Source organism: Paraburkholderia bengalensis (genome assembly GCF_037126505.1).
In the GTDB taxonomy this organism is placed as follows: domain Bacteria; phylum Pseudomonadota; class Gammaproteobacteria; order Burkholderiales; family Burkholderiaceae; genus Paraburkholderia; species Paraburkholderia bengalensis.
On sequence record NZ_JACFYJ010000102.1, the window covers coordinates 1 to 26,718 of the forward strand.

A 26,718-nucleotide genomic window follows, 5' to 3' on the forward strand; every position below is an offset into this window, starting at 1 on the left:
CTTGCCGTGGTGCGCGACGGCGACTGGATCGAACTGGATTGCGACGCGGGGCGTCTGCACGTCGATATCGACGAGAAGGAAATGACGGCGCGACTCGCCAAATGGAAAGAAACGCAGCAGGCCAATCCCGCCGACGCAAGCGGCTACCGCAACCTCTACATCGACCACGTGCTGCAGGCCGATCAGGGCTGCGATTTCGATTTCCTGGTGGGTTGTCGAGGAGCAGAAGTCCCCGCGCATTCGCACTGAGGCGCTGAATGTGGATATGGCGTGCGCGCCGCGCTTGCTCTTGCTAAGTCGCATGGTCCGACTGCGTCCTTTTCAAGGAAAGCATAGCGGTCGGCACGCTTGTCATTGAAGAAGGCTTTGACTAGCCAGACATCGCTTCACTGCATGTTTTGCGACCTTTGTCATGATATGAAAAACATATGGAATGCTTAAGGTCGTCATGCACCTTCTGCGCAGGCTGTGCGCACGACGACGGGATAATAGTAGGTATCCCTATCAAATCGATTTTGGATTTTTTGGCATCTCAGAACAATGCTGAGACAAGCTGACAGATCGTCGTCGCGCTGCCGTTCAGAACGGCAACCGAAAAGCGGCGCCCTCGCGAACGACACTCCACTTCCGCGAAGGCCCCGTTATCACGTCGGATCTAGTGACCGCTGTCGGGACTGCATTGTGGCAAATGACCGCATCCCGGACGGGTCAGACTGCCGCTCGCACTCGTGCTTCCGGACATACCGCCGTATCCGGAGGTGTCCGACGTGGTGCGGTTCGCTGTGCCGGGAGAGGTAGTGGTCGACGCCGACACGGATTGAGTATCTTGCTGCCTTGAGGTGTCCTGGGCTTGAACGGTGCTTGCTATCGAGAACATGCCTAGGAGCGCTGCAGACATGAGAAACGTCGTCTTCATGGCTTACTCCTTTACGACGAAATCAAATTTCAGTTTTTGCAGCCGCTATGACACAGGCGACGGGCGAAAGGGACCGACACGCGCATTCGCACAGACGCTGCCGGTGATTTTCACCTGCTGCCGGAACCCGTTATGGGACGTTATTACTGGCGTTGGATTTCTAGCGGCTTAAGGGAGATGCATGTATCGCGGCAAATTCGCGATTGGCGTTCGAGGACGCAGATGGCACCTCAAGGACTGCCAGGGGGCCGGTAAGCCCGGTACGCGATAAAAGAAGCGCACGTCTTAACGATATATCGTTAGTCGGAAAAGACACTACGCCTTTCGTAATATGGCGTCGCGCCTTTCGTCATATAGCGCCAACGAATGCACGTCACGACTATGTTTGCGGTGACTTCTTTCCCGGCATGCATTGACGGACATTGCCATTCACGCACCAAGACATAGCAGCATTTCGCGAAACAAAATGGTCCGCGTTCAAATGTCGATCATGTGTTCTTTCACCCGTGTCGAGCGCGTACGAAGCTCTGCAAGAAAATGGCTTTCACCCTCTTCCTGGGACGTTTGCAGAAAAACCCACGTCCTATACAAAGTCGCGCAAACGTATCGATCCCGTCAGGGAATGTACTGTTAGTGTCTTCTTTCACCCGACCTGTATTAAACGGGGCGAGCCGTCAGACAGGTCGATTTGATGCCTCCGCCGCGATTCGCCAGTGGTAGATACGTAGCTTGGGCTGATTGATCCATCGCCAGGAGGTGGCTATGAATCCGCATCGTTTAGGAATCCTGTTAGCCCCATCGGCAGTGATTTCAGTTTGTACCCAGATTTCATATGCAGCGGGAGGTTGTTCTGCTTTTTCACTAAAGGGAGCTTATTCGTTCAGTGCGCACGGGGAACTGCTGGGCATTCTGGACACGACCGTATCTCCGCCCGCGCTCCACCCGCTGTCCATGCCCATCGTTTCCACCGATGTCTGATAGGCAATGCGGCTCCGACGGCTGCTTTATCGGCGTGCAGGTGAGCCTTGACGGGAAAAAGACACGCGACCGGGACCGCGACCACTGAGATTCACTCGACGGTCTACGGCAGCGCGTCGCGGTGACTTTTGTCAGATGAATAAATTTAGCGGGCAATACGCCAACGCAAAGTGTTCTCCGTCACCAATGGCCGTGGCGGTCCCCGCCCCTATGCCAGCCGCCGCCGTGCCCGTTGCCATAGCCGACGGGTGGCGAATACACGACAGGCGGTGGACTGGTCTGATAGACATAGCTACCCGGCGCCCCATAAGCGCCGGGGGGCGCATAGCGGGATTGATAGACCACCGGCGGCGGCGGAGGGGGAATCGGCGTGTAATAACTACCGCCATTCGCTTGAGCCAAAGCTGATGCAGGTGCGCAGGCGGCCGCGACGATTGCCAGTAGCGATATTGAGTGCTTCATCATGAGACCTCCCGTCGGTTTGCTCATTCGTCCGACTTTGAAACGGCCATTTGAAGCATAGTCGCTCGACCCATCGGCAAATGAAAACTTCCGTGCTCATGTGTAACGGTCGGTAACGCACTTCGGCCATTTGTCGTCACTGCTTGTCGGCTTCCGAGGCCGGGCCGTGAAGTGATAGAGAAGTGTTGCCCGTTTCGGCCCTACCGTGCACGAGCTGGTCGTATTTGTCCTTCGAAATTCCGCGCTCCGCATAAATAAATGCGGCCACTTGCCAGATCGCCTGGTCCGACTGCGTCTTCCCGAACGAAGGCATCGCCGTCATGTTCACGCCATGCTTGATGGTCCAGAACATCAGTGCGGGCTTATTCCGGCGACTCGCAGACAGCAGCGCGGGCGCGGCGGGTTGAATACCCTGTCCGATAGGACTCAATGGCCGGTCGGGCGCGCCGTGGCAAACGGCACAGGTGGCGTCATACATTCGCGCCCCTGAACGAATGTTCTCGAGCGACAGCAAATCGCCAGGCGCGACGTCAGATCCCGCGCGCCGGTGCATTGACGCTTCGTAAGTTCCGTGCAGCAGTTTCGCAACGATCGGGTTGTCTCTCGAACTTGCGGAGACGTCATATGCGCCTGAATACATAAAGGCCAAGCCTCCCGCTGCCAGCAAAATAAATACGGCGGCGACGGTGACGACAACCGTCGTAATTCTCGAACGAAGAGACAACATGGTGTTTTGTCGCGTAGCACTCGGAAAAGCCTCATTCTGCGTCGCCATGCTTGCCGCGCAGTGACGTACAGATTACCGATTTGTCATCTGGCCAAAGCGCGCCGCAAATGCTTGATCCGGTCTTTGCGGTCGAATGATCTACCGACTATGTTGATATTAGCCAACACGATCACACGATCTCCTTTCATAACATCACGCAAAGCTTTCGGACGAAGTGAACTAGGCGCTTCCTGCAAATAGCGACGGGCGCCCGGTGTCTGATCGCGGCCAGACAAAACGACGGGTAGAGGATTACCGAATGGGATTACCGAATGGCTGGTGATCTGACGACATGGCTTTCACAGATAGGCCTGGGCGGACACGCTGAGGCTTTTTTGGCGCAAGGCATCGACTGGGACGTAATCGGCGATCTCTCCGAGCACGATCTCAAGGAACTTGGCCTTCCGCTGGGCGACCGCAAGCGTCTGCTGAGGGCGCTCGTCGAGCACGGCGAAGCGGCGGCGGCATCGTGCAAGCGGTCCAATGCGACGCCTGAGACGCCGCCCTTGTCCACGACATCATGCATCGACGCGGAGCGGCGGCAGGTCACCGTCATGTTCGTGGATCTTGTCGGCTCGACGGAACTCACGCGCGGACTCGATCCCGAAGAAATGCGGCGCATCCTCGGCGTCTATCACACGGTATGCGCGAGTGCCATCGAAGCACATGAGGGACACATCGCGCAGTATCTCGGCGACGGGCTGCTCGTCTATTTCGGCTACCCGCAGGCGCACGAAGACGACACAGTACGCGCGGTGCTGGCGGGCCTCGCCATCATTGCCGCCATCGCCCGTGTCAACGAAAACGGCTTGGAAGGGGCGGGCCGCGCGCAGCTACGCGTGCGGATCGGCGTCGAAACGGGGTTGGTGGTTGCGGGGGAGATCGGCGCGGGCTCTTCGCTGGATCATCAGGCGATCGTCGGCGAGACGCCCATCGTCGCCGCGCGCCTGCAGGCCGTCGCGCCTTCCGATGCGCTCGTCGTCGGGCCAGCCGCGCATCGGCTCATCAAGGGTGCTTTCGAACTCGAAGAGCTTGGCTGGCGCGAACTGAAGGGCACGCCTGCGCGCGTTCTCGTCCATCGCGTAGTGGCGCAGGAAGACGCCATCGGCCGTTTCGAGATCCGCACCGGCAAGACCGTGATACCGCTTGTCGGGCGCGTGCCCGAGCTCGAGATGATCCGGCAGCGCTGGAAACAGAGCGCCAACGGCGAGATGCGCTGTGTGCTGCTGACGGGCGAACCCGGTATAGGCAAATCGCGCGTATTGCGCGCGCTTCGCGACAGCATGGAGGGCGAAGCGCATGAAGTCATTCAGCTTCACTGTTCTGCCTACCATCGAAACAGCCCGTTCCGGCCCGTCCTTCAGTGGCTGCAGAACGCTTGCGGATTGAACCTCAAGGCCGACGTCGCGCGCGACATCGAGCGTCTCGACGAATGGGTCAGCGCGATGAGCGTGGCGCACGACGAAACGATGTCGATTCTCGCGTCGCTGTTGGGCATTCCCACCGGCGACCGGTTTCCTCCACTGGATACATCGTCGCCCATGTTCAAACGTCGCTGCCTCGATGTGATGGTCGCGCTGATCGCGCAATCGGCGCATGCTTGCCCGCTTCTCGTCGTCGTAGAAGACGTTCACTGGATCGACCCGTCGACGCTGGATTTCGTGAAGTCGCTTATCGAGCGGCTTGTCTCGACAAAGCTGATGCTGTTGCTCACGGCGCGTGAGGAGTTCAAGCCGGGCTGGACCTACCCGCAACTTGTCCAGATCAATCTGGACCGGCTTTCGCGCAGCGACTGCTTCGCGATGGTCGAGCGCATGACGCAAGGCACGCGGCTGCCGCGACTCGTCCTCGATGAAATCGTTGCGAAGACGGATGGCGTGCCCCTCTTCGTGGAAGAGCTGACGAAGGCCGTCATGCAGAGTGATCTGCTGCGCGAGGCCGGCGGCTTTCAAGAACTCGACGCGGCCACGCGACGAATCGACATTCCCGACACCCTGCAGGGCTCGCTGCTCGCGCGGCTCGACAGGCTCGAGCCAGCCGTCAAGGAGACGGCGCAGATCGCGTCGACCATCGGGCGCGAGTTTGGTTTGAAACTGCTTTCGCTGATTTCGGAGATTCCCGAACGCGAGTTGCAACGCACACTCGACCGACTCGCCGAAGCCGACATCATCCTGCCCGCGCCGAGCGCGCCCGGCGACGGCGGCGGGTATGTGTTCCGTCACGCGCTGATTCAGGAGATCGCGTATCAGTCGTTGCTGACCACCCGCCGGCGCGAGTTTCACGCGATGATCGCCGGTGCGCTGGAGGCGCATTATCCGGAAGTCGTCGAGCAGCAGCCCGAACTGATCGCGCAGAATCTGACTGCCGCCAGCCAGCCCGAACGAGCGATCGCTTACTGGCAGCGTGCGGGCGAACGGGCGCTCACGCGGGCGGCATGCGACGAAGCCATCGCGCATGCCAAACGCGGATTGCAATTGACGGCCAGCGTGACCGCCGATTCACACGAGCGCGCGACGTATGCGCTGCCGCTCCTGCTGATTCGCGGCGAGGCCGAGCAGCGGCTCGCGAGGCGCGAGGCGATGCAGACCTTTCATGAGGCAGCGCAAATCGCGCGCGATGAAAACCTTCCTGGCTATCTGGTCCAGGCGGCGCTGGGTTTCGATCGCGCGGAAACGTTTCTCGAAGGCTCCGGAAGTGCGTCCGTTCCGCTACTCGAAGAAGCACTCGCACTGCTCGGCGCCGAAGAAACGGTCGAGCGCTGCCGGCTGTTGAGCCGTCTCGTGCGCACGCTTCATATGACGGGTGGCGCAACACCTGCCGTCGACTTGGCGTTCGAGGCGGTGGCGCTCGCGCGGCGTCTGAATGATCGTCCGAGCCTTTTCGATGCGCTCGCGTGCGAGATGATGCACGTCGGCGCGCATCCGCTGCCCGGATACAGGTTTGCGGATCGTCAGGCGGTCCTGACGGAACTCATGCAGATCGCCGATGAGTTGGGCGATGACCACTCCATCGGCCACGCATGCGCCCGATGCCTCACGGGCTACCTCGAAATCGGCGAGTTCGGGCGCTTCGATGCGGCACTCGAACGCTACCGGCAGATCGCCGCGAGCGGCCAGCAGTTCGTGGATCGCTGGTGCATGACGGGCGCGCAGGCCATGCGCGCGATTCTGGTCGGCGATTTTGCGAAGGCGGAAACGAAGGCGATGGAATGTCTCGAACTCGCCGAAAGCATCGGCGAGAAAATCGCGACGGGCGTGTTCGGCATGCAGATGTTTGCAATCCGTCGCGAGCAAGGCCGGCTCGCGGAGATCGCGCCATTACTGAAACGCTTCACCGACGATCACGCCGAGGACTCGGTCTGGGGTCCCGGCCTCATGCTGATATGGAGCGACCTGGGTTACGAGGCGCACGCGCGCGGCAGTCTCGAGCGACTGTCGAACATCGAAACGTCGATTCCCGTGGACAGCAAGCGCCTTATCACGCTGACCTACTTCGCCGAAGTGGCCGCGCGACTAGGCGAACGGGAACACGCGGCGCGCATCTACGAGTTGCTGCTTCCGTTTCGCGATCAGGTCGTCACGGTGCCGGCCTTTACGCTGTGCTGCGGCGCGGCGGCGCGCTATCTCGGCATGCTCGCAGGCGCCCTGCACGACTGGAGCGCGGCCGAAGCGCATTTCGACTACGCGCTCAAGATGGACGAGCGCTTGCAGGCCTGGCCATGGCTCGCACATACACGCCACGAATATGCGCTCATGCTCGGCGCTCGCGCTCGCGACGACGACAGAGCCCGCGCGGCACAGCTGCTTGCATCGAGCGCGGCAACGGCAAAGACGCTAGGAATGTATGCGTTGCTCGAGCGCATTTCGTGCGCATCGAGCACACAGGCTACGAAAAACTAACTGATTCAGTGAGTACATGCAGTCAGACGGCAGCAATGCGTCCACACCTGAAGGAGAGCACCATGCCACGGTTCATGATCGAACGGAATTTCGCCGAGCAACTTGAAATGACTGCGCAAGGCGCGGAGGGCGTCAGACAGATCAATGATGAGGAAGGTGTTAAGTGGCTGTTCTCGTTCCTCAGCGCCGATAAGCGGAAAACGTATTGCTTGTACGAGGCGCCGAATGTCGACGCGATCCTCTCCGCAGCGCGGCGTTTGAGCCTGCCTGCCGATGTGGTGGTCGAAGTCAGCGACCTGCGCCCGGAGATGTTCAGCTAGCGTTGAGGCGCGATGCCGTTTCTGCGCATCGCGCAAGGGTTGTCGACTGCTTCATTGCGGCCTGAGGTGCAGATCATTGCTCACCGACTGCACCCCCGGCACGCCGCGCGCCAAGGCAAGCGCTTTCTGAATCTGCGCTTCCGAATCCGCGTAACCCGACAACTGCACGACACTTCGGTATGTCGCGACGCTCATTGGCAAAGATCTCAATTCCGGGTCCGCGACGAGCGCCTGCTTCACGCGGGCGGCGAGCGCAGCGTCGTCATTGATCTTACCCAGCGTGGTCGCGGCGGGTGTCGCCGTCGACTTGCAACCATTGTTGAGCAGGAACGCAGGCAACACGAATGCCGCGACGATCAGCAATCGGCTGTTGATGTATGGCGCGTTTCGCATGTCGGTTACGACATCCTGGTTTCGTGGGAAAGGGGTCATTTGGGTTGTCTCGCCCCCACGCACGCGTGTGAGCGCCCGAGGTCACCATGATAGCGCCGGATAGCGGAACGCACTCCGCGCTTTGTTCACGAGGCGAGGTGAGTGTCTTTGCCGCGACTGACGGACGGTCACTTGCCTCCATTGCGCACTGTCGTCACTTGCGATCCCTATTTCTCCATCGGCATCGCCTGGAGCCGCGCTGAACTATCGCGCAGACCTGTCAGGATGCGCGCTGCTACGCGCTCCGGGAATCCACTCGGCAGAGCAGACGAGACTTTCTCGATGACCTCGGGAGTTCTCTCCAGAATGCTGCTGATGAGCGGTTCAGCGGTGGGGCCGTAGTGGCAGAGCTGGGCCGTGAGGTTGAAATGGCTGCGCTTGATATCGCGTATCTTGTAGTGTCGACCGCTGGTCCCGCACATTGCCATCGCAAGCTTTGCTTTATGCCACGACCACTGATTGCCCGCATCGCCTTCTACTGGCCAGATTGACATCACGTCGTATAAGGGCGTCATCTCAAAGCGTCCGCCTGCAAGTAACCTGATGCTGAAATTTTTGGCATGACCATCTGGGGCAGCGAGTAACCAGAAAAGGATATGGGCGGACATGAAAGTAGCGAGGTCTTCCGTAGCATTTCTGGAATGCCTGAGTATGTCGGCTATTTGTCGGACGCTGGGTCCCCCTTTTTCTTCGTACTTGAGATGCGGTGCGATTCCAAGTGCCTGGCAAAAATCCTCTTGTGGCAAGCGCAAAAGAGCGCCGTTACGGGGCGAAAACGTGCGGTCGAAGCGCTCGACACATAGCACTTTCTGGCTCCCGAACGTCATGATTTCAGCCTGTGGTACAGGCAACCCATAGGCGTTCAGGATGGCAAGACAAAGCCATTCGTTTTCGACCGACGTATGGAAGTCCACGCGCTTGTTTCCGATCAGGCCGATTGGAAGCTTGAGGATGTGAGTCGTCGGCGTTGCGCCGTGAGGCAGAAACCATTGATTACCTACGCGTAGTAACGCGGTTTTCTCCTGTGCTCCTGCGAGCGAAATCCGAAAGTCGTCCTCGTCATCTGTCGTGACTGGCTCTGAGCCGAGCGTGCGCTGAAGGATTGTCTCGATTGCATCGTCTGATAACGGTTTGCCTTCGGCTGCGCGTAACGGCCCTGGATCGTCATCCTCGCCTAGCAGTTGCACCGCGCCAACGCAGTCTCGACCAACCGCTTTGAGCAGCTCAAAAGATTCATCAGTTTCGGTTTTAAAGCGGGTGGCGATCCGTTTTCTAATCTCGGGGGCATCCGGCAGCAGATTGTCGAAATAATTCTGTACACGGACCCCCTTCAGAGGTGCTTCGTCTATCCCGAACGGGAGTGATAGAGAGAGAGGGCGGCCGATGGAGGAGCGCGTCCAGGTGGTGGCATAGCGCAGTTCCATCTCGCCTCTGGCGGGAATGATCCAGGTGCCGACACGTTCGCCGTTTGCCCAGATCGAAAGGGCGCGAGAATGAGATTTGCGTCCCATGTTCACCATTCCGGCTGGGTGGTGCTGAGGCTATCGGCCTCGCTTATGTCACGGGATTGAACGCATAGCTCCAGTTCGTAAATCGCAAAGAGTGCGAGCATCTGCTGGAGCGTTATGGTCGCTGTGGCCGTCGTCTCGAGCAAGGACAGGCGGGGCTGTTTGATGCCCATGCGCCGGGCGACTTCCGCCTGGGTAAAGCCCTTTGCCTTTCTGGCCGACAGTAGAATCTCGCTCATTTGTACCGGCGTGCTGACGAGGATCTTCATACGTTATTCCTGTGGTGAATATCCCTAGAATATTCTCTCGAGGAATAAAATGCAAATATTCCTTTGGGCAATAAAACGTCAATATTACGGCAGAGAATAAAATGAGCATATTTCTGTAAAGAATATTGCTCGGGTGTTCGTCAGTATCATCGGGTGAGGCACTGCCGTCGGGGCGGCGGGCGTGGCGCGCACGGGCCCTGCGCGAAAACGCAACTACCCGTCTGCCGCAGCCACGCCAACGCCCACGCCTTCGGCGGCAAAAAACGCCTGACAAAAAGTGGACAGCGCCTCACCCGCAGTAGCGGCCCCGCGCGATCACTGCGTCTTCGTCTTTCGCGGCGACGCCTTCATATCGATCACATCCGGCGACCGCTTGCGCTTTCCGGGCACCACGCCCATGCGCGGATCACGTTCGCTCGCCAACGCAACCATCTGCTGCGCGACCGTTTCGAACTCGGGATGGCTTTGCGAAATATAGAGCCACTTGCCGAGCACGGGATGCGGCACGAGCGCGGGAAAGTCATCGAGCAGACTCGCTTGCCTGTCGTGCGACGTGCACACGGCGAGGCCATTCCACGGCTCGTCGCCCGTTGCGACGGCGAGGTAAAGGAGTCCGTCGAGATACGCGGCCTGGAAATTGAAGAACCGCTCACGCGAATACTCGGGGTCGCGTTCGAGCGGCTCGAAGATCCACACGAGCGGGTTTTCACGTTTTCGTTTCGGGTTCAGATCGACAGGCTGCATGGGCGGACCTTCAGTGACAGTCCACGGATGATAACCGTCCGCTCGGTTCACGGAACGCGCCGTACGAATCACGAATCGGCGTCGCGTCACGCACATGCGACTTTCACACGGCCTCGCGCGAGAAACGGGTATCGTATCGCCGATGATGCACTGCAACGCATCGCTGGAACGAACGGAACCGACTGTGAAAGGAGCAGCAATGGCAACGAAGATCGAAACGATAGGTATCGTCGGCGCGGGCACGATGGGCAACGGCATTGCGCAGGTATCGGCGGTGGCGGGGCTGAAGGTCGTGCTCATCGACGTGACGGACGCCGCGCTCGAAAAGGGCGTCGCGACGCTGACCGCGAGTCTCGCGAAGCTCGTCGAGAAGGACAAGATCGAAGCTGCGGCGCGCGACGCCGCGCTGACGCGTATCGAGACTTCGACCGACTATCAGCGCCTCGCAGGCGTGGATCTCGTGATCGAAGCCGCGACGGAAAACGCGGAACTGAAAATCCGCATTCTGCGGCAGATCGAATCGGTGGTGAGCGGCGAGGCAATCATCGCATCGAACACGTCGTCGATTTCGATCACGGCGCTGGCCGCGACGCTCGCGAGGCCGGAGCGTTTCGTCGGCATGCACTTCTTCAATCCCGTGCCGTTGCTGCCGCTCGTCGAAGTCATTCGCGGCGTGCAGACCAGCGACGATACGGCCGCCACCGTGCGCGAGCTGACCGAGCGTCTCGGCAAGACGCCCGTCAGCGTGAAGAACGCGCCGGGCTTCGTGGTCAACCGTGTTCTCGTGCCGATGATCAACGAGGCGTTCTTCGTGCTGGCGGACGGCATCGCGAGCGCGGAAGAGATCGACGCAGGCATGCGTCTCGGCGCGAATCATCCCATCGGGCCGCTCGCGCTCGCGGACCTCATCGGGCTCGACGTGTGTCTGTCGGTGATGGATGTGTTCCTGAAGGATTTCGGCGACTCGAAGTATCGCGCGTGCCCGCTGTTGCGCGAACTGGTTGCGGCGGGCCGGCTCGGTCGCAAGACAGGGCACGGCGTCTATCGCTACGATCAGAAGCGCTGATGCGGCGCTAAGCAGCTCGCCTCGCCCCGTTTAGCCAAGCTCGAACGACGTCACGCCGTACAGCTGCGAAAGCGGTATGTCCGGCGCTTGTTTCGTATACATGCGCGCCGTTTCGAATACGCTTGTCAGGCGATGCCGCGTGGCAAGCGCAACGGCCGACGCATTGAGTTCGGGCACATCGAGCGCGACGGTCTCGCCAGCGCAATGCGCGACGAGCGCAGTGAACAGCGCCTCGGCCGTTCGATCGTCGTCGGCGAATAGCGGTCCGATCTTGCGTCCTTCGCGGCATTGCCGAAGGACGCCATAACCGCGCATCTGTCCATCGTCGACGCGCGCGAGCGCGACGGCGCCGGGCTGACCGATCCACGCGCGCAGAAAAGCCTCGCGCGGCGCGGGAAAAAAGCGCCTGTCATAGGCGCTCAACAACTCGAACGGCAACTGGCGCACGTCGATCAGGGCCACCGCGCTGGCCGCATCGATTTCGGCGATGCCCTGAAACCGGATGTTCCTGTACGCAAGCTGAAATCCGGACTTGCGGTAATTGGGCTGCTGCGCGACCACGCCGTCCAGGCCGATGTTGCGCTCGCCGAGATAGGCGATCGCATGCTGCCAGATGCGCCAGCCAAAGCCTTTGCCGCGAAATGCGGGCCGCACGATGTAAAGGCCGATGAAGCCGAAGTGCGCATCGTAGGCGACGGACGAAATCGAGCCGACAGGTTCGCCGCGCAGTTCCCCGACAAAAAAGCCGCCGGCGTCGGCGCAGCGAAAGCAGCGAGCATCGTGCACGCCCGGGTTCCAGCCTTCGCGCGCCGCCCATTCGACGGCGCGCGGCACGTCGTCGGCTGTCATCGTGCGAACGATGAAGTCGCCTGTGCTTTTCGTTGCTTCGTCCATGACGTCTCCTTCGCAGCGCGTTCATGCAGGCTCCTATCATGCCGCCAAACGCGCGCTCATGCGCAGCCCGTGACGCACGTTGGTGCGATGCGCTTTGCGCCAGCGTGTTTTTCTGCACCGCATCGCGGCATGAGCGCACCGCCGAAGGGATTATTCAGCAAACGCTAAAGTCGCAAAAAGTCGCGCCGATATGCCGTATTGGCGAGCGGCTTCATTGATACGCGCGCCCTGTCTTTCTCTCTTTCCTCGACCGGGAGTGCGGTGTGATTCGTTCGATGTCGTACGCGGCGCGCATGCCATGAAGCGCAATCCGTTCTTCCGCCTGCTGGCGCGTTTGCGCGTGGGCCGCAAGCTGCTGCTGATCTATCTGCTGGACCTGAGCGCCGTCGTGTACATCAGCGGCATTCTGATTCACGAGAAGTACATTTCGATCGACTTCTCGAACAAGGAAATCATCGGCAACGCGTATATCGGCACCGTGCGCGACGCGCTGATCGATGTCGCGATGACGGGCGCCGGGCAGCGCCCGCCCGTTGCGCGCCTGAACGATGCGCAGGCGGATCTCGTGAAAACGGAAGCGGAGTTCGGCGCGCATCTGCAAAGCGCCGATCTGAATACGCGCGTGCGCGCCGCGCTCGGTGTGCTCGCGCGCGAGGCGCAGCCCACGCCAGCCGAAATCAACGAAGCGCTCGATGCGTGCAGAGAACTCGTCACGCGCGTGGGCAATCAGTCGAACCTGATTCTCGACCCCGACCTCGACAGCTACTACGCCATGTCCCTGTCGATCCTGCGCTATCCGGCGCTGCTCGATTCCGTGAACCACATTGGCCGGCAGTTGCACGAGGGCGCGCGCGCGTCGCGCTCGCACGATGAACTGCGCGCGCGTTATCTCGTGCTCGAAGGTCAGCTCGATGCCGTATTGCAAGGCTTGCGCTCCGACTTCTCGGAAGCGGGCGCGGCCAATCATGCCGTCGATTCGGCGTTAGGGCCTTCGATGTCGCGCATGCTCACGGCCGTCGAAGCGTACCGGCACGCGGCGCGCATCGTCATCGACAGCAACGGCGACGTCGATCCCGCGTTGCTCTCGATTGTCGACGTACAGCAGCAGACGCTCATTGCCGGCGTGCGCGATACCTGGCGCACCACGGCAGATCAGCTCGATGGCCTGCTGCATGCGCGCGTGCGCGGACTGTTCTCGCGCATGTGGCTGCATCTCGGCACGGCGCTCTTCCTGTTGTGCAGCATTCTCGGCATGGTCTACTTCGTCGCGCAGCAGATTTCGCGGCCGCTGCGCCAGCTTGCGCGTGTGATGGACACGGTGCGCAGAACGGGCGATCACGCGGTGCGCGCCAGCTGGCATAGCCAGGATGAAATTGGTCAGCTCGTGCGCGGCTTTAACGAAATGCTCGAACAGCTCGACCGCGAACGCGACGTGCAGAAGGAACTCGCGGCCACGGCACGCGCGGCTGCCGCACAGCATGCACTCGTCGAATCGACGCCCGTGCCGATGATGGTGACAGCCGTGCCTGGTCACGAAGTGCTGCACGCGAACCAGCCGGCGCTGTACTGGCTCAACGGCTGCACGACGGACCCGTGGGCGTATGGGCTCGATTCGTCGGTGCGCGCGCGGTTCTTCCAGCAACTGTCGGATCGCGATGCCGTCGACGAATTCGAAGTGCGCTGGAAAGCGAGCACCGAGCCGACCTGGGCCATGCTGTCGGCGCGGCGTCTGACTTTCCAGGGGCGCGATGCCGTGCTCACGGCATTCACGCCGATCAACCAGATCAAGCTGATGGAACAGCGCCTCGAACTGTGGGCGAAGGTGTTCGAAGCGTCGTCGGAGGCGATCCTGATACTCGATCAGGAAAGGCGCCTGTTGACGGCCAATGCATCGTTCTATCGCGCCACGGGTTATCGCGCGGAGGATATCGCGGGCAAGCCGCCCGCGTTCATCGTCGCCGGCGCGAATGGCGATGCGGTGATCTTGTCGCTGGCGACGCTCGTCGACCGCTCGAGTTCCTGGAACGGCGAAGCGCAAATCCGGCGGCGTCAAGGCGGCGAATATCCGGCGTGGCTGATGATCAGCGCCGTGCGCGACAAGCGCGGCAATGTTTCGCACTATATCTGCACGCTGATCGACATCACCGACCGCAAGAAAAGCGAAGCGCGCATCGAGTTTCTCGCCGAACACGACGTGTTGACCGAGTTGCCCAATCGCGCGCTCTTCACGAAGCGCCTCGGCGCAATGCTCGAAAGCGCGAAGTACGCGCAGCGGCGCGTGGCCGTGCTCTTCATCGACCTGGACCGCTTCAAGGACATCAACGATTCGCTCGGCCATCACATCGGCGACGGGCTGCTGCGCTCCGTGTCGCGGCGGCTGGTGCAGGCCGTGCGCAGCGGCGACACGGTGAGCCGTCTGGGCGGCGACGAATTCACGATGATCCTCACCGACGTGGGCAGCCCGGCCGAGGTCGCGCGCACGATCGACGAACGATTGCTGCCGCTCGTGCGCGAGCCGCATGCGATCGGCGGCGTGACGCTGCAGGTAGCATGCAGCGTGGGCGTGGCGCTCTATCCCGACGACGGCGCCGACATCGAGACGCTGATGCAGAACGCCGATGCCGCGATGTATCAGGCGAAAGCGGCAGGGCGCAATCTCGTGAAGTTCTTTTCGCCCGACATGGCCGAGCGCGCGCGCCAGCGGCTTGCGCTCGAAGCCTGTCTGCGCGTGGCCATCGAGCGGCGCGAGTTGCGCCTCGCGTACCAGCCGTGCCTCGATGCGAAAACGGGCGCGCTCGTGAGCGTGGAAGGCCTGTTGCGGTGGACGCATCCGCAACTGGGCGCGGTGTCGCCATCGCAGTTCATCCCCATTGCCGAAGAGACGCGGCTGATCATTCCGATTGGCGCATGGGTCATCGACGAAGCGTGCCGCCAGCTCGCGCGGTGGTGCGACGACGAGTTGGGCGAATTGCGCATGTCGATCAATCTGTCGGCGATCCAGTTGCGCGACGCGGATCTCGCCCATACGCTGCGGCACAGCCTGAGCACGCATGGCGTCGCGCCGCATCGGCTCGAACTCGAAATCACCGAAACCGTGCTGATGGACAGCGCGGAAAACTATCTCGACGCAATTCGCGCGATACGCGCGCTTGGCGTGACGCTATCGCTCGACGATTTCGGCACCGGCTATTCGAGCCTCAGCTATCTGAACCGCTTTCCGCTCGACCGCTTGAAGATCGACAGGGCGTTCGTGCGCGACATGCTCGCCGCGCCCGCCGATCTCGCTGTGATCCGCGCGATCATCGAGCTGGGACACGAACTGGGATTGCGCGTGATCGCGGAAGGCGTCGAGAGCGAAGACGTCGCGAATACGCTGCGCAGTATTGGTTGCGACGAGTTGCAGGGATTTCTCTATTCGGCCGCGCTATCTGCTGAAGAACTCGAAATGTGGGCGGCGCAGCGTGTCGCTGCCGATGTCGAGTGACGTGCAGGCGCGTGAATTGCTGATGTGCGTTGCGCTGGCGCATGCGGCGCTGACGCATGCGCGCCGCAGGAAAAGCGCATGCAAGGGGAACGAGATGAACCGGAATCAGATGAGAGGCGTGGCGCAACAGATCAAAGGCAAACTCAACGAGATTGTCGGCAAAGCGACGGGCAATCGCACGCAGCAGATCAAGGGCGATTTGCAGCAGGCGGCAGGCACGGCGCGCAAGGCACTCGGCGACGGCAAGCAAAAGCTCAGAAGGATGGGGCGTTAGCGCGGCCCATCCTCGCTGCTCAGGTTTCAGTGGTCGTGCCGCATGCAGCCCGTCGCGGGTTGCTGCTGAGCAGCCTTGCGGCTCAACAGCAGCGTGACGGCAGCCGAGATGGCCAGCGTCGCGCCGACGACGTAGAGCCCCGCTGCGTAGCCGCCCGTCACATTCTTCAGCCAGCCGATTGCGAACGGACCGACAAAGCCGCCCAGATTGCCGACCGAGTTGATCATCGCAATGCCTGCGGCGGCGCCCGCGCCGGAGAGGAACATGCTCGGCATCGCCCACAGCGGCGCCTTTGCGGCGCTGATGCCGACGTTGACGACCACCAGCGCGACGACGATCAGCAACGCGGTGCCCGCCTGGCCCGCGAAGATAAAGCCGAGGCACGCCAGCACGCACGGAATGACGACGTGCCAGGTGCGCTCTTGCGTTTTGTCCGAGTGCCGCGCCCACAGCACCATCGCGATTACGGCCAGCACGCTCGGAATGCCCGTGAGCAGCCCCGTTTGCAGCGTGGTAAAGCCGTACTGCTTGACGATGAGCGGCGCCCACAAACCAAGCGTGTACAAGCCCGCTGACGTGCCGAAGTAAATCAGCGCCAGCGCCAGTACGCGTGGGTCACGCAGCGCGCTCAAGGCGCCTGCCGTGTGTCCTGCGTGGCCCTTGCGTTCGTCGGCTTCGGACTTGAGTTTCGCGATCAGCCATTCGCGTTCGTCGGCGTGAAGCCAGTGCGCCTTCGACGGCGTATCCGTCATGAACTTGAGGACGACGAAGCCGAGCACGACGGCGGGCACGGCCTCGATGATGTAGAGCAGCTGCCAGTCGGCGAGACCGAACATCGGCGGCAACTGCATGATCGCGCCCGAGAGCGGCGAACCGATGGCCGTCGAGATCGGTGCGGCTGCCATGAACCACGCGGCGGCTGCCGCGCGCTGCTTCGTCGGAAACCACAGGCTCAGATAAAGAATGATGCCCGGAAAGAAGCCCGCTTCCGCGACGCCCAGCACGAAACGCAGCACGTAGAAGCTTGTCGGGCCTGCCACGAACGCCGATGCCGCCGACACGATGCCCCAGGTTACCATCACACGCGCGATCCAGATGCGCGCTCCCACGCGATGCAAGATCAGGTTGGACGGCACTTCGAAGAGAAAGTAGCCGATAAAGAACAGCCCGCCGCCAAGGCCGAAGGCCGTCGGCGAAAGACCGATCGCCTTGTTCATCGTCATCGCAGCAAAGCCGACGTTGACGCGGTCGAGAAAACTGACGAAGTACAGCAGCATCACGAACGGAATGATCCGCCACATGAGCTTGCGCGATACGCGCGCTTCGAGTGCCGATTGCATGTGTCTCCTCCTGCGAGGTTGAGCCGGACGGTGCCGGTCTGGCGGGCTTTGCGCTGCCTGCGTTGTCGCGCAGACTGGTTTGTCGTTGTGTGCGCAAAGCCTTCGTGTGGCTCGGCTACGCGGCCACGGCCACGTTTTCGACTAGCGCGCACACGGCAGCCGTCACCTGTGCCGTCGTCGCCTTGCCGCCGAGATCGCCCGTGTGCAGCGACTCGTCCGCCGTGACCGTTTCGATCGCGTTCATCACGCGCTGCGCGGCGTCGAATTCGCCGAGGTGTTCGAGCAGCATCACTACCGACCAGAACGTGCCGATCGGATTGGCGAGACCCTTGCCCATGATGTCGAACGCGGAGCCGTGGATCGGCTCGAACATGGACGGAAAACGGTGTTCGGGATCGATGTTGCCCGTCGGTGCAATGCCGAGGCTGCCCGCGAGTGCGGCAGCGAGGTCGCTGAGAATGTCCGCGTGCAGGTTGGTCGCGACGATCGTGTCGAGCGAAGCGGGGCGGTTGATCATGCGCGCCGTCGATGCATCGACGAGTTCCTTGTCCCATTTGACGTCGGGAAACTCCTTCGACACCTGCAGCGCGACTTCGTCCCACATCACCATCGCGTGACGCTGCGCGTTGCTCTTCGTGATGACGGTGAGCAGCTTGCGCGGACGCGACTGCGCGAGACGAAACGCGAAGCGCATGATGCGCTCGACGCCCGCGCGCGTGAGGATGGAGACATCCGTGGCGGCTTCGATGGGATGACCCTGATGCACGCGCCCGCCCACGCCCGAATACTCGCCTTCGGAGTTTTCGCGCACGATGACCCAGTTCAGATCTTCGGGTTCGCAGCGCTTGAGCGGCGCGTCGATGCCGGGCAGGATGCGCGTAGGGCGCACGTTCGCGTACTGGTCGAAGCCTTGGCAAATCTTCAGACGCAGACCCCACAGCGTCACGTGATCGGGCACGTCGGGGTCGCCCGCCGAGCCGAACAGAATCGCGTCCTTGTCGCGGATCGCATCGAGACCATCCGCGGGCATCATCACGCCATGCTCGCGGTAGTAATCGGCGCCCCAGTCGAAGTTCTCGAACTCGAAGCGAAAGCTATTGCTCGTGCGCGCCAGCGCTTCCAGAACCTGCTTGCCTGCCGGCACGACTTCCTTGCCGATGCCGTCGCCCGGAATCGTCGCGATGCGATAAGTCTTCATGTCTCGCTCCTTCAATGGATTTGGAATGGAACTGACTTTACCGAACTGGAAGCACAGCAACCGGTGCTAGACTCAAAGCATCTTTAACTTCAATTCACAAATGCGGCGATGGCCGACACCGTTCAACCTACCGACCTAAGCTTCTTTTCGACGCTGGCCGCCTCGGGCAGCCTCAGTGCGGCGGCGCGCGAGTTGGGCTTGACGCCGGCCGCTGTCAGCAAGCGCCTCGCGCAAATGGAGCAGCGCGCGGGTGTGCCGCTCGTCAACCGCACGACGCGCCGCATGATGCTGACACCCGATGGCGAGGTGTATCTGGAACACGCGCGGCGCATTCTCGATGAAATCGACGCGCTGTCCGAACTGCTGGGCAGCGCGAAGAAGAGCCCAAAGGGTTTGCTGCGCGTGAACGCGACGCTCGGCTTCGGGCGCAGTCACGTCGCGCCCGCCATTTCGCGCTTCGTCAATCGCTATCCGCAGGTCGCCGTGCAATTGCAGTTGTCTGTCACACCCCCGCCGCTCACCGACGATGCCTTCGACGTCTGCATCCGTTTCGGCGAGCCGCCGGACAGCCGTGTGGTGGCGCGGCGTCTTGCGCCGAACCGAAGGCTGCTGTGCGCGGCGCCTTCGTATATCGCCGAATACGGCGTGCCGCTCGCGCCGCATGAGCTCGTGAGGCACAACTGCATCGGCATACGGCAGGGCGACGAAGCGTATGGCGTGTGGCGCCTCACGACCGGCCGCGGCACCGCGCGCAAGACCGAGTCCGTGCGCATCAACGGCAACCTGACGACCAACGACGGCGAGATTGCCGTGAAGTGGGCGCTCGAGGGGCACGGCATTCTGATGCGCGCGGAGTGGGACATCAACGACTACCTCGCCGATGGGCGGCTGGTTCAGGTGCTGCCCGCCTATGAGACGCCCGGCGCGGACATCTTCGCCGTGTACTCGCAACGGCATCAGATGTCGGCGCGTATCCGGACGTTTGTCGATTTCATCGCGCGAGAGTTGAAAGAGGGGCGCGAAGGCTAGCGTAAGGCGCGCTCGCCGCAGCGCGCACCATTCGATGCGCACCGCGCGTGCGCACGCCCACAGTGCTGCGCTGCACCAGCAGAGTGCCGCAAAGCCTCATCATGATCCGGCACCGCGCGCCCGCGCCGGCTCGGCTAAGCCCGCAGCGCCTTGCTCCGCAAGCCTCGCCGCGCCTGAGGCCGCGCATGGCATACACCTTGCACTAGACCTCGCGTTGCGAACTCAACGACGAGCCGCACAGCAGCACCCCAAGCACCGACGAATTTGGACAACGGCGTCCCCTGAATCTGGTCTCGCACCCGATTCGCGGGACGCCGTAGTCGTTTACAGGCCCGGAACATGACTGACGAAGCCACCTCGATCGATCTGCTGAACTGGCGCACGCCCGCCATGCGCGCGTTTCACTTCGCGTGGATGGCGTTCTTCGTCTGCTTCTTCGCGTGGTTCGCGTGCGCGCCGCTGATGCCGCTCATCAAGCAGGAATTTCATCTGACAGCGGATCAGGTTGCGAACATCAACATCGCGGCTGTCGCCATCACGATTCTCGTGCGCCTGATCGTCGGGCCGCTGTGCGACCGCTTCGGCCCGCGCAAGGTGTACGTCGCGCTGATGACGCTCGGCGCGCTGCCCGTGCTCGGCGCGGCGCTCGCACACAGCTACACCGCCTTTCTGTTGTGCAGGCTCGGCATCGGCGCCGTCGGCGCGAGCTTCGTGATCACGCAATATCACACGTCGGTGATGTTCGCGGGCAACGTGGTCGGCACCGCGAACGCGACGAGCGCCGGCTGGGGCAACGCGGGCGCAGGCGCCGCACAGATCTTCGTGCCGCTGATTCTCGCGGGCATCGTCGCGCTCGGCGCGAGCAACGCCGATGCGTGGCGCCTGACGCTCGTGCTCCCCGGCCTCGCGATGCCCGTGATGGCCGTGCTCTACTGGCGCTACACGCAGGACTGTCCGCAAGGCAACTTCACGCAACTGCGCGCGCGCGGCATTGCCGTCGATAGCGGCAAGAAAGGCGGCTGGGCGAGCCTCTTCACCGCGTCGCGCAACTATCGCGTGTGGATGCTGTTCGTCACGTATGCAGCGTGTTTCGGCGTCGAGGTGTTCATCCACAACGTCGCGGCCATCTACTACGTCGATCACTTCCAGCTGTCGCTGCGCGATGCTGGACTCGCGGCAGGCAGCTTCGGTTTGCTGGCCATTTTCGCGCGGCCGCTCGGCGGCCTGCTGTCGGACTGGAGCGCGAAGCAGCGCGGTTTGTCCGCGCGCTCGATGCTGCTGTTCGTCCTGATCGCAGGCGAAGGCGCGGGCCTGCTGCTGTTCTCGGCAGCGAACCATGCCGCGTTCGCCGTCGCCGCGATGCTGCTGTTCGGCCTCTTCACCGCACATGGCGTGCGGCGCGACCTATGCGCTCGTGCCGTTCATCGACCGCAAGGCGCTGGGCGGCGTGGCGGGCATCGTTGGCGCGGGCGGCAACGTCGGCGCGGTGGCGGCGGGCTTTCTGGCGAAAGGCATGGGCGATCTGCATCAGACGCTGTTGACACTCGGCGCGTTGGTGAGCGCGTCGGCGATCTGCGCGATTGCGGTGCGCTTTTCCGCCGAACATTCCGCGCGCGAAGCCGCGCTCGGCGCAACGAATTGAATCACTCGAACAAACTGAATCCCCTCTCTGACAGGATCGGCGACATGAAAGTCATCGTTATCGGCCACGGCATGGTCGGCCACAAACTGCTCGAATGCCTCGCGGAGCAAAGCCCCACGCCACTCGACATCACCGTGCTGTGCGAAGAGCCGCGTCCCGCCTACGATCGCGTGCACCTGTCGGAGTTCTTCGCGGGCAAGTCCGCCGACGATCTGTCGCTCGTCGAGCCGGGCTTCTTCGAACGCGACGACATGGTGCTGCGCCTGAACGCGAAGGCCGTGTCGATCGATCGCGACGCGCACACGGTCACGACCTCGGCGGGCGAAACGCTCGCATACGACAAGCTCGTGATCGCGACGGGCTCATACGCGTTCGTGCCGCCCGTGCCTGGCAAGGACCGCAACGACTGCTTCGTCTATCGCACGATCGAAGACCTCGAAGCGATGCAGGAATGCGGCGCGCGTTCGAAGACGGGTGTCGTGGTGGGCGGCGGGCTGCTCGGTCTCGAATGCGCGAAGGCGCTGCGCGACATGGGGCTCGACACGCATGTGGTCGAATTCGCGCCGCGTCTGATGGCGGTGCAAGTGGACGACGGCGGCGGCAAGATGCTGCGCGGCAAGATCGAAGAACTCGGCGTGACCGTGCATACGCAAAAGAACACGCTCGCGATCGTCGACGGCGAAGCGGGCACACACCGCATGCAGTTCGCCGACGGCACGCATCTCGACACCGACATGATCGTGTTCTCGGCAGGCATTCGTCCGCGCGACGAAATCGCCCGCGCGAGCGGCCTCGAAGTCGGGCCGCGCGGCGGCATCGTGATCGACAACCACTGTCGCACGAGCGATGCCGACATCTATGCGATCGGCGAATGCGCGCTGTGGAACGGGCAAATCTTCGGTCTCGTTGCGCCGGGTTATGAAATGGCGCGCGTGACGGCAAAGCAACTGCTCGGCGAACAAGCCGCATTCACGGGCGCCGACATGAGCACGAAGCTCAAGCTGATGGGCGTCGATGTGGCGAGTCTTGGTGACGCGCATGGTTCGACGGCGGGCAGCCGCACATATCAGTTCAGCGACGAGCGCAAGCAGGTGTACAAGCGGATCGTCGTCTCCGACTGCGGCAAGTATCTGCTGGGCGGCGTGATGGTCGGCGACGCGAGCGAATACGGCACGCTGCTGCAGATGATGCTGAACCGCATTGAGCTGCCGGAGTCGCCGGAATTCCTGATCCTGCCGCAAGCGGACGGCAACGCGAAGCCCGCGCTTGGCGTCGACGCGCTGCCCGAGAACGCGCAAATCTGCTCGTGCAACAACATCTCCAAGGGCGCGATCTGCGCAGCCGTCTGCGCGGGCGCAACGACCATCGGCGATGTGAAGAACGCGACCAAGGCGGGCACGTCATGCGGCGGCTGCGTGCAACTCGTCACGCAGGTGATGAAGGCCGAGATGAAGAAGCAGGGCCTCGCCGTCAACAATCACCTCTGTGAGCACTTTCCGTTTTCGCGTCAGGAGCTATATCACCTCGTGCGCGTCGAGCGCATCCAGACCTTCGGCGCGCTGCTGGAAAAACATGGCCACGGCCTCGGCTGCGACATCTGCAAGCCGGCTGTCGCAGGCATTCTCGCGTCGTGCTGGAACGAGTTCGTGCTGAAGAAAGAACACGCGAGCCTGCAAGACACGAACGACTACTACCTCGCGAACATCCAGCGCGACGGCACGTATTCCGTCGTGCCGCGCATGCCCGGCGGCGAAGTCACACCCGAAGGCCTGATCGCCGTCGGCCAGGTCGCGAAGAAATACGGTCTCTATACGAAGATCACGGGCGGGCAGCGCGTCGATCTGTTCGGCGCGCGCGTCGAGCAGTTGCCGTCGATCTGGGAAGAACTGATCGCGGCGGGCTTCGAATCGGGGCATGCATACGGCAAGTCGCTGCGCACGGTGAAGTCGTGTGTCGGTTCGACGTGGTGCCGCTATGGCGTCGACGATTCCGTCGGACTCGCGATCGATATCGAGAACCGCTACAAGGGTCTGCGCTCGCCGCACAAGCTGAAGTTCGCCGTGTCGGGCTGCACGCGCGAGTGCGCGGAGGCGCAGGGCAAGGACGTCGGCATCATCGCGACGGAGAAGGGCTGGAACCTCTACGTGTGCGGCAACGGCGGCATGAAGCCGCGCCACGCGGAACTGATCGCGTCGGACCTCGACCGCGAGACGCTGATCCGCTACATCGACCGCTTCCTGATGTTCTACGTGCGCACCGCCGACCGCCTGCAACGCACGAGTGTATGGCGCGAGAACCTCGAAGGCGGGCTCGACTATCTGCGCGACGTGATCATCCACGACAAGCTCGGCATTGCCGCCGAACTCGAAGCGGAAATGCAGCACGTGGTCGACACGTATGAATGCGAATGGAAGAAGGCCGTCACCGATCCCGAAACACGCAAGCGCTTCCGTCACTTCGTCAACAGCGACAGCGCCGACGACAACATCAGCTTCGTCGCGACGCGCGGCCAGATCCGGCCCGCCACGCCCGAAGAACGTCAACAGCGCCCTGTGCGCATTCCTGTCGTCGTCGAGCAGACGACGGAGACGGTTTAGATCATTCATCGATAGAGCGGAGCACGACATGAACAACGACCGTTTGCCGACCCACTGGACTTCCATCTGCGCGCTCGACGACATCGTGCCGAACACGGGCGTGTGCGCGCTCGTCAACGGCGAGCAGGTGGCCGTGTTTCGCGTCGAAGGCGAACGCGGCGGCGTGTTTGCCATCGACAACTTCGATCCCGCGTCGCAGGCGGCGGTGCTGTCGCGCGGACTGATCGGCAGCCTCGGCGAGCGCGTCGTGGTCGCGTCGCCGATCTACAAGCATCACTTCGATCTGCGCACGGGCGAATGCCTCGAAGCGCCCGACAAGTCCGTCAGCGCATTTGCCGCGCGCATCGAAGACGGACGCGTGTGGGTGTCGGCCTGATCTTCTGCTTTTAACGGACCTGTGCAATGGCGTGCGAAAACATCAAGACGGTTTGTCCTTACTGCGGCGTGGGCTGCGGGATGGTGCTGCACGTCGAGGAAGGACAGGTCGTCAAGATTTCCGGCGACAAGGATCATCCGACCAATTACGGCCGTCTCTGCACGAAAGGTCAGTCGGCGCATGTCGCGCTGCGCAAGTCGGGCCGGCTCGAAAGCGCGTTCGAGCGGCACGCGCGCGATGAAGACGCGATTCCTGTTCCCGTCGAGCGCGCGATTCCCGACACCGCGCGCCGTCTGCGTGCGATTCTCGACGAGCATGGTCCCGATGCGTTGTCGTTCTACGTGTCGGGCCAGATGTCGATCGAGGCGCAGTACCTCGTCAACAAGCTCGCGAAGGGCTACATCGGCACCAACAACATCGAGTCGAACTCGCGGCTTTGCATGGCGAGCGCGGGCAGCGGCTACAAGCTGTCGCTGGGTGCGGACGGGCCGCCCGGCTCGTATCAGGATTTCGACAAGGCCAATCTGTTCTTCGTGGTCGGCGCGAATATGGCCGACTGTCACCCGATCCTGTTCCTGCGCATGATGGATCGCGTGAAGGCGGGCGCGAAGCTGATCGTCGTCGATCCGCGCCGCAACACGACGGCCGACAAAGCGAATCTGTTCATGCAGATCAAGCCGGGCACCGATCTCGCGCTGCTCAACGGTCTGCTGCATCTGCTGCATAAGAACGGCCACACGGACGCGCCATTCATCGCCAGTTTCACGGAAGGCTGGGACGCGATGCCCGCGTTTCTCGACGACTACACGCCGGAGAAAGTCGCTGCGATCACGGACATCCCTGAAGCGGACATTCGCCAGGCCGCGCAGTGGATCGGCGAAGCGCCCGAGTGGATCAGCTGCTGGACGATGGGCTTGAATCAGAGCACGCACGGCACCTGGAACACGAACGCGATCTGCAATCTGCATCTGGCGACGGGCAAGATCTGCCGTCCTGGCAGCGGTCCGTTTTCGCTGACAGGTCAGCCAAATGCGATGGGCGGGCGCGAAATGGGCTATATGGGACCGGGCTTGCCGGGCCAGCGCTCGGTGCTCGTCGAAGAAGACCGCGCGTTCGTCGAAGACCTGTGGCAAGTGCCGCGCGGCACGCTGCCGACGAAGCTCGGCAGCGGCACAGTCGATATGTTTTCGCGGATGGCGCAAGGCGAGATCAAGGCGTGCTGGATCATCTGCACGAACCCGGTGGCGAGCGTCGCGAGCCGGCAGAACGTGATCGCCGGGTTGCAGGCGGCCGAACTCGTGATCGCGCAGGACGCGTTCCTCGACACGGAGACGAACCGCTACGCCGACGTGCTGCTGCCGGGCGCGTTGTGGGCCGAAGGCGAAGGCGTGATGATCAATTCCGAGCGAAACATGACGCTGATGCAGCAGGCCGTCGAGCCGCCCGGCGCGGCGCTTGCGGACTGGCAGATCATCGCGCGCGTGGCGTGTGAAATGGGCTTTGCCGACGCGTTCACGTATGAATCGGCGGCGGACGTGTTCGATGAAATCGTGCGAGCGTCGAATCCGAAGACGGGCTACGACCTGCGCGGCGCGAGCCACGCGCGGTTGCGCGAGACGCCGCTGCAATGGCCATGCGCGCCCGATGCCGCGTCGGACCGCAATCCGATGCGCTATATCAACGACGGCGTGAGCCAGACGCTGAAAGTGCTGCCCGACGGCACGCGTCCCGCGCTCGTGTTTCCGACGGCAAGCGGCAAGGCGATGTTCTTCGCGCGTCCGCATGTGAATCCCGCAGAAATGCCGGGCACGGAATACCCGATCGTGCTGAACACGGGCCGCCTGCAACACCAGTGGCACACGATGACGAAGACGGGCAAGGTGCCGATGCTGAACCGGCTGAACCCCACGCCCTTCGTTGAACTGAATCCCGAGGATGCGGCGTCGCTCGGCATTCGCGACAAGGATCGCGTCGAAATTCGCTCGCACCGTGGCCGTGCGGTGCTGCCCGCCGTGGTCACGGAGCGCGTGCGTCCCGGCAACTGCTTTGCGCCGATGCACTGGAACGACGTATTCGGCGACGACCTGTGCATCAATGCGGTGACGAGCGATGCCGTCGACGCGATCTCGCAGCAGCCCGAACTGAAGTTCTGCGCGGTGGCGCTGACGCGCGTCGAAGCCGCGGCGGATGCCGTCGAGCCGACGCACGACGCCCGGACATCCGCCGTCGCGCAGCCCGCGAACGAAGCGCCCGTCGCGACGCCGCCACAGCAACAGGAACTGGATATGTCCCGGATCGACGCTCTTGCCGCCATGCTCGGCCTCACCGACACGCCCGCGCCGACGCTGGACGCGGCGTCGCGCGTGTATGTCGCGGGTTTCATCAGCGGCCTGCGCTCCGCGCCGGGCGCAGAGGCGCGCGGCGTGCCCGTGCTGCCCGCCAGCGCGCCGCTGCCGGTCGACGCGCGCCTGTGGTTCGACGGCGTGCTCGCCGGGCTGTTCAGCCGCACGGGGCCGAACGGGCC

The 26,718-nt window shown here is 62.5% G+C and carries 18 protein-coding genes and 2 pseudogenes; 12 read left to right on the forward strand and 8 right to left on the reverse strand.

Going from position 1 to position 26,718, the window contains the following annotated elements; genetic code table 11:
• Together H3V53_RS35890 and H3V53_RS35895 are read left to right on the forward strand one after the other, a co-directional pair.
• Positions 1-249, forward strand: a pseudogene (locus tag H3V53_RS35890) (dihydroxy-acid dehydratase domain-containing protein); the annotation flags it as partial.
• Positions 250-1,678: 1,429 nt separating this feature from the next.
• Complete coding sequence (locus H3V53_RS35895) at positions 1,679-1,894, forward strand: hypothetical protein (protein ID WP_336601878.1); 216 nt, start codon at positions 1,679-1,681, stop codon at positions 1,892-1,894.
• A 598-nt stretch (positions 1,895-2,492) separates the two neighbouring features.
• Here the strand turns inward: H3V53_RS35895 and H3V53_RS35900 are convergent.
• Entirely contained in the window at positions 2,493-3,131 is a 639-nt protein-coding gene (locus tag H3V53_RS35900) for a c-type cytochrome (protein ID WP_336601879.1), read from the reverse strand.
• Positions 3,132-3,394: 263 nt separating this feature from the next.
• On the opposite strand from H3V53_RS35900, the gene H3V53_RS35905 reads away from it, so the two are divergent.
• Together H3V53_RS35905 and H3V53_RS35910 are read left to right on the forward strand one after the other, a co-directional pair.
• A complete protein-coding gene (locus H3V53_RS35905) occupies positions 3,395-7,021 on the forward strand; it encodes an ATP-binding protein (RefSeq protein WP_336601880.1) in 3,627 nt (1,208 codons plus the stop codon).
• Between the two features lie 62 nt (positions 7,022-7,083).
• Positions 7,084-7,341, forward strand: a complete 258-nt coding sequence (locus tag H3V53_RS35910) for a nickel-binding protein (protein ID WP_054921260.1) — start codon at positions 7,084-7,086, stop codon at positions 7,339-7,341.
• 51 nt (positions 7,342-7,392) lie between these two features.
• On the opposite strand, the gene H3V53_RS35915 is transcribed toward H3V53_RS35910, so the two are convergent.
• The 4 genes from H3V53_RS35915 to H3V53_RS35930 form a co-directional block, all read right to left on the reverse strand.
• Complete coding sequence (locus tag H3V53_RS35915; protein WP_336601881.1) at positions 7,393-7,734, reverse strand: BON domain-containing protein; 342 nt, start codon at positions 7,732-7,734, stop codon at positions 7,393-7,395.
• Between the two features lie 206 nt (positions 7,735-7,940).
• Positions 7,941-9,284 (reverse strand): type II toxin-antitoxin system HipA family toxin, encoded by a 1,344-nt coding sequence (locus H3V53_RS35920; protein WP_336601882.1) that lies wholly within the window; start codon positions 9,282-9,284, stop codon positions 7,941-7,943.
• A 2-nt stretch (positions 9,285-9,286) separates the two neighbouring features.
• On the reverse strand, positions 9,287-9,550 hold the full coding sequence (locus tag H3V53_RS35925) for a helix-turn-helix domain-containing protein (RefSeq protein WP_336601883.1): 264 nt from the start codon (positions 9,548-9,550) through the stop codon (positions 9,287-9,289).
• 315 nt (positions 9,551-9,865) lie between these two features.
• On the reverse strand, positions 9,866-10,294 hold the full coding sequence (locus H3V53_RS35930) for a hypothetical protein (RefSeq protein WP_336601893.1): 429 nt from the start codon (positions 10,292-10,294) through the stop codon (positions 9,866-9,868).
• Positions 10,295-10,493: 199 nt separating this feature from the next.
• On the opposite strand from H3V53_RS35930, the gene H3V53_RS35935 reads away from it, so the two are divergent.
• Positions 10,494-11,360: a 3-hydroxybutyryl-CoA dehydrogenase gene (locus H3V53_RS35935; RefSeq protein ID WP_336601884.1), complete on the forward strand. Its 867-nt coding sequence runs from the start codon at positions 10,494-10,496 to the stop codon at positions 11,358-11,360.
• A gap of 30 nt (positions 11,361-11,390) precedes the next feature.
• On the opposite strand, the gene H3V53_RS35940 is transcribed toward H3V53_RS35935, so the two are convergent.
• Positions 11,391-12,254, reverse strand: coding sequence for a GNAT family N-acetyltransferase (locus tag H3V53_RS35940; RefSeq protein ID WP_336601885.1), 864 nt, complete (start codon positions 12,252-12,254; stop codon positions 11,391-11,393).
• A 298-nt stretch (positions 12,255-12,552) separates the two neighbouring features.
• On the opposite strand from H3V53_RS35940, the gene H3V53_RS35945 reads away from it, so the two are divergent.
• Both H3V53_RS35945 and H3V53_RS35950 read left to right on the forward strand, forming a co-directional pair.
• On the forward strand, positions 12,553-15,738 hold the full coding sequence (locus H3V53_RS35945) for an EAL domain-containing protein (RefSeq protein WP_336601886.1): 3,186 nt from the start codon (positions 12,553-12,555) through the stop codon (positions 15,736-15,738).
• Between the two features lie 94 nt (positions 15,739-15,832).
• Complete coding sequence (locus H3V53_RS35950) at positions 15,833-16,012, forward strand: CsbD family protein (protein ID WP_336601887.1); 180 nt, start codon at positions 15,833-15,835, stop codon at positions 16,010-16,012.
• A 26-nt stretch (positions 16,013-16,038) separates the two neighbouring features.
• Here H3V53_RS35950 and H3V53_RS35955 read toward each other — a convergent pair whose 3' ends face one another.
• Positions 16,039-17,352, reverse strand: a complete 1,314-nt coding sequence (locus H3V53_RS35955) for an MFS transporter (protein ID WP_336601888.1) — start codon at positions 17,350-17,352, stop codon at positions 16,039-16,041.
• Between the two features lie 115 nt (positions 17,353-17,467).
• Entirely contained in the window at positions 17,468-18,550 is a 1,083-nt protein-coding gene (locus H3V53_RS35960; protein WP_336601889.1) for a tartrate dehydrogenase, read from the reverse strand.
• A 108-nt stretch (positions 18,551-18,658) separates the two neighbouring features.
• Here H3V53_RS35960 and H3V53_RS35965 point away from each other — a divergent pair, with 108 nt between their 5' ends.
• From H3V53_RS35965 to H3V53_RS35985, 5 genes and pseudogenes are all read left to right on the forward strand, one after another.
• Positions 18,659-19,579, forward strand: a complete 921-nt coding sequence (locus H3V53_RS35965) for a LysR substrate-binding domain-containing protein (RefSeq protein WP_336601890.1) — start codon at positions 18,659-18,661, stop codon at positions 19,577-19,579.
• 339 nt (positions 19,580-19,918) lie between these two features.
• Positions 19,919-21,221 (forward strand): annotated as a pseudogene (locus H3V53_RS35970) (MFS transporter).
• Between the two features lie 44 nt (positions 21,222-21,265).
• Positions 21,266-23,818, forward strand: a complete 2,553-nt coding sequence (gene nirB, locus H3V53_RS35975) for a nitrite reductase large subunit NirB (RefSeq protein WP_336601891.1) — start codon at positions 21,266-21,268, stop codon at positions 23,816-23,818.
• Between the two features lie 28 nt (positions 23,819-23,846).
• Positions 23,847-24,194, forward strand: a complete 348-nt coding sequence (gene nirD, locus H3V53_RS35980; RefSeq protein ID WP_054921198.1) for a nitrite reductase small subunit NirD — start codon at positions 23,847-23,849, stop codon at positions 24,192-24,194.
• 26 nt (positions 24,195-24,220) lie between these two features.
• Positions 24,221-26,718, forward strand: a 2,498-nt coding sequence (locus H3V53_RS35985; RefSeq protein WP_336601892.1) for a molybdopterin oxidoreductase family protein, incomplete at its 3' end; no start/stop codon positions are given.

Excerpts from the sequence above, each read along its gene's own strand:
- H3V53_RS35920 (WP_336601882.1), bottom strand. The coding sequence starts at position 9,284 with ATGGGACGCAAATCTCATTCTCGCGCCCTTTCGATCTGGGCAAACGGC.
- H3V53_RS35950 (WP_336601887.1), top strand. The coding sequence starts at position 15,833 with ATGAACCGGAATCAGATGAGAGGCGTGGCGCAACAGATCAAAGGCAAA.
- H3V53_RS35895 (WP_336601878.1), top strand. The coding sequence starts at position 1,679 with ATGAATCCGCATCGTTTAGGAATCCTGTTAGCCCCATCGGCAGTGATT.
- H3V53_RS35960 (WP_336601889.1), bottom strand. The coding sequence starts at position 18,550 with ATGAAGACTTATCGCATCGCGACGATTCCGGGCGACGGCATCGGCAAG.
- H3V53_RS35910 (WP_054921260.1), top strand. The coding sequence starts at position 7,084 with ATGCCACGGTTCATGATCGAACGGAATTTCGCCGAGCAACTTGAAATG.
- nirB (WP_336601891.1), top strand. The coding sequence starts at position 21,266 with ATGAAAGTCATCGTTATCGGCCACGGCATGGTCGGCCACAAACTGCTC.
- H3V53_RS35915 (WP_336601881.1), bottom strand. The coding sequence starts at position 7,734 with ATGCGAAACGCGCCATACATCAACAGCCGATTGCTGATCGTCGCGGCA.
- H3V53_RS35930 (WP_336601893.1), bottom strand. The coding sequence starts at position 10,294 with ATGCAGCCTGTCGATCTGAACCCGAAACGAAAACGTGAAAACCCGCTC.
- H3V53_RS35900 (WP_336601879.1), bottom strand. The coding sequence starts at position 3,131 with ATGGCGACGCAGAATGAGGCTTTTCCGAGTGCTACGCGACAAAACACC.
- H3V53_RS35925 (WP_336601883.1), bottom strand. The coding sequence starts at position 9,550 with ATGAAGATCCTCGTCAGCACGCCGGTACAAATGAGCGAGATTCTACTG.
- H3V53_RS35940 (WP_336601885.1), bottom strand. The coding sequence starts at position 12,254 with ATGGACGAAGCAACGAAAAGCACAGGCGACTTCATCGTTCGCACGATG.
- nirD (WP_054921198.1), top strand. The coding sequence starts at position 23,847 with ATGAACAACGACCGTTTGCCGACCCACTGGACTTCCATCTGCGCGCTC.
- H3V53_RS35905 (WP_336601880.1), top strand. The coding sequence starts at position 3,395 with ATGGCTGGTGATCTGACGACATGGCTTTCACAGATAGGCCTGGGCGGA.
- H3V53_RS35945 (WP_336601886.1), top strand. The coding sequence starts at position 12,553 with ATGAAGCGCAATCCGTTCTTCCGCCTGCTGGCGCGTTTGCGCGTGGGC.
- H3V53_RS35955 (WP_336601888.1), bottom strand. The coding sequence starts at position 17,352 with ATGCAATCGGCACTCGAAGCGCGCGTATCGCGCAAGCTCATGTGGCGG.
- H3V53_RS35965 (WP_336601890.1), top strand. The coding sequence starts at position 18,659 with ATGGCCGACACCGTTCAACCTACCGACCTAAGCTTCTTTTCGACGCTG.
- H3V53_RS35935 (WP_336601884.1), top strand. The coding sequence starts at position 10,494 with ATGGCAACGAAGATCGAAACGATAGGTATCGTCGGCGCGGGCACGATG.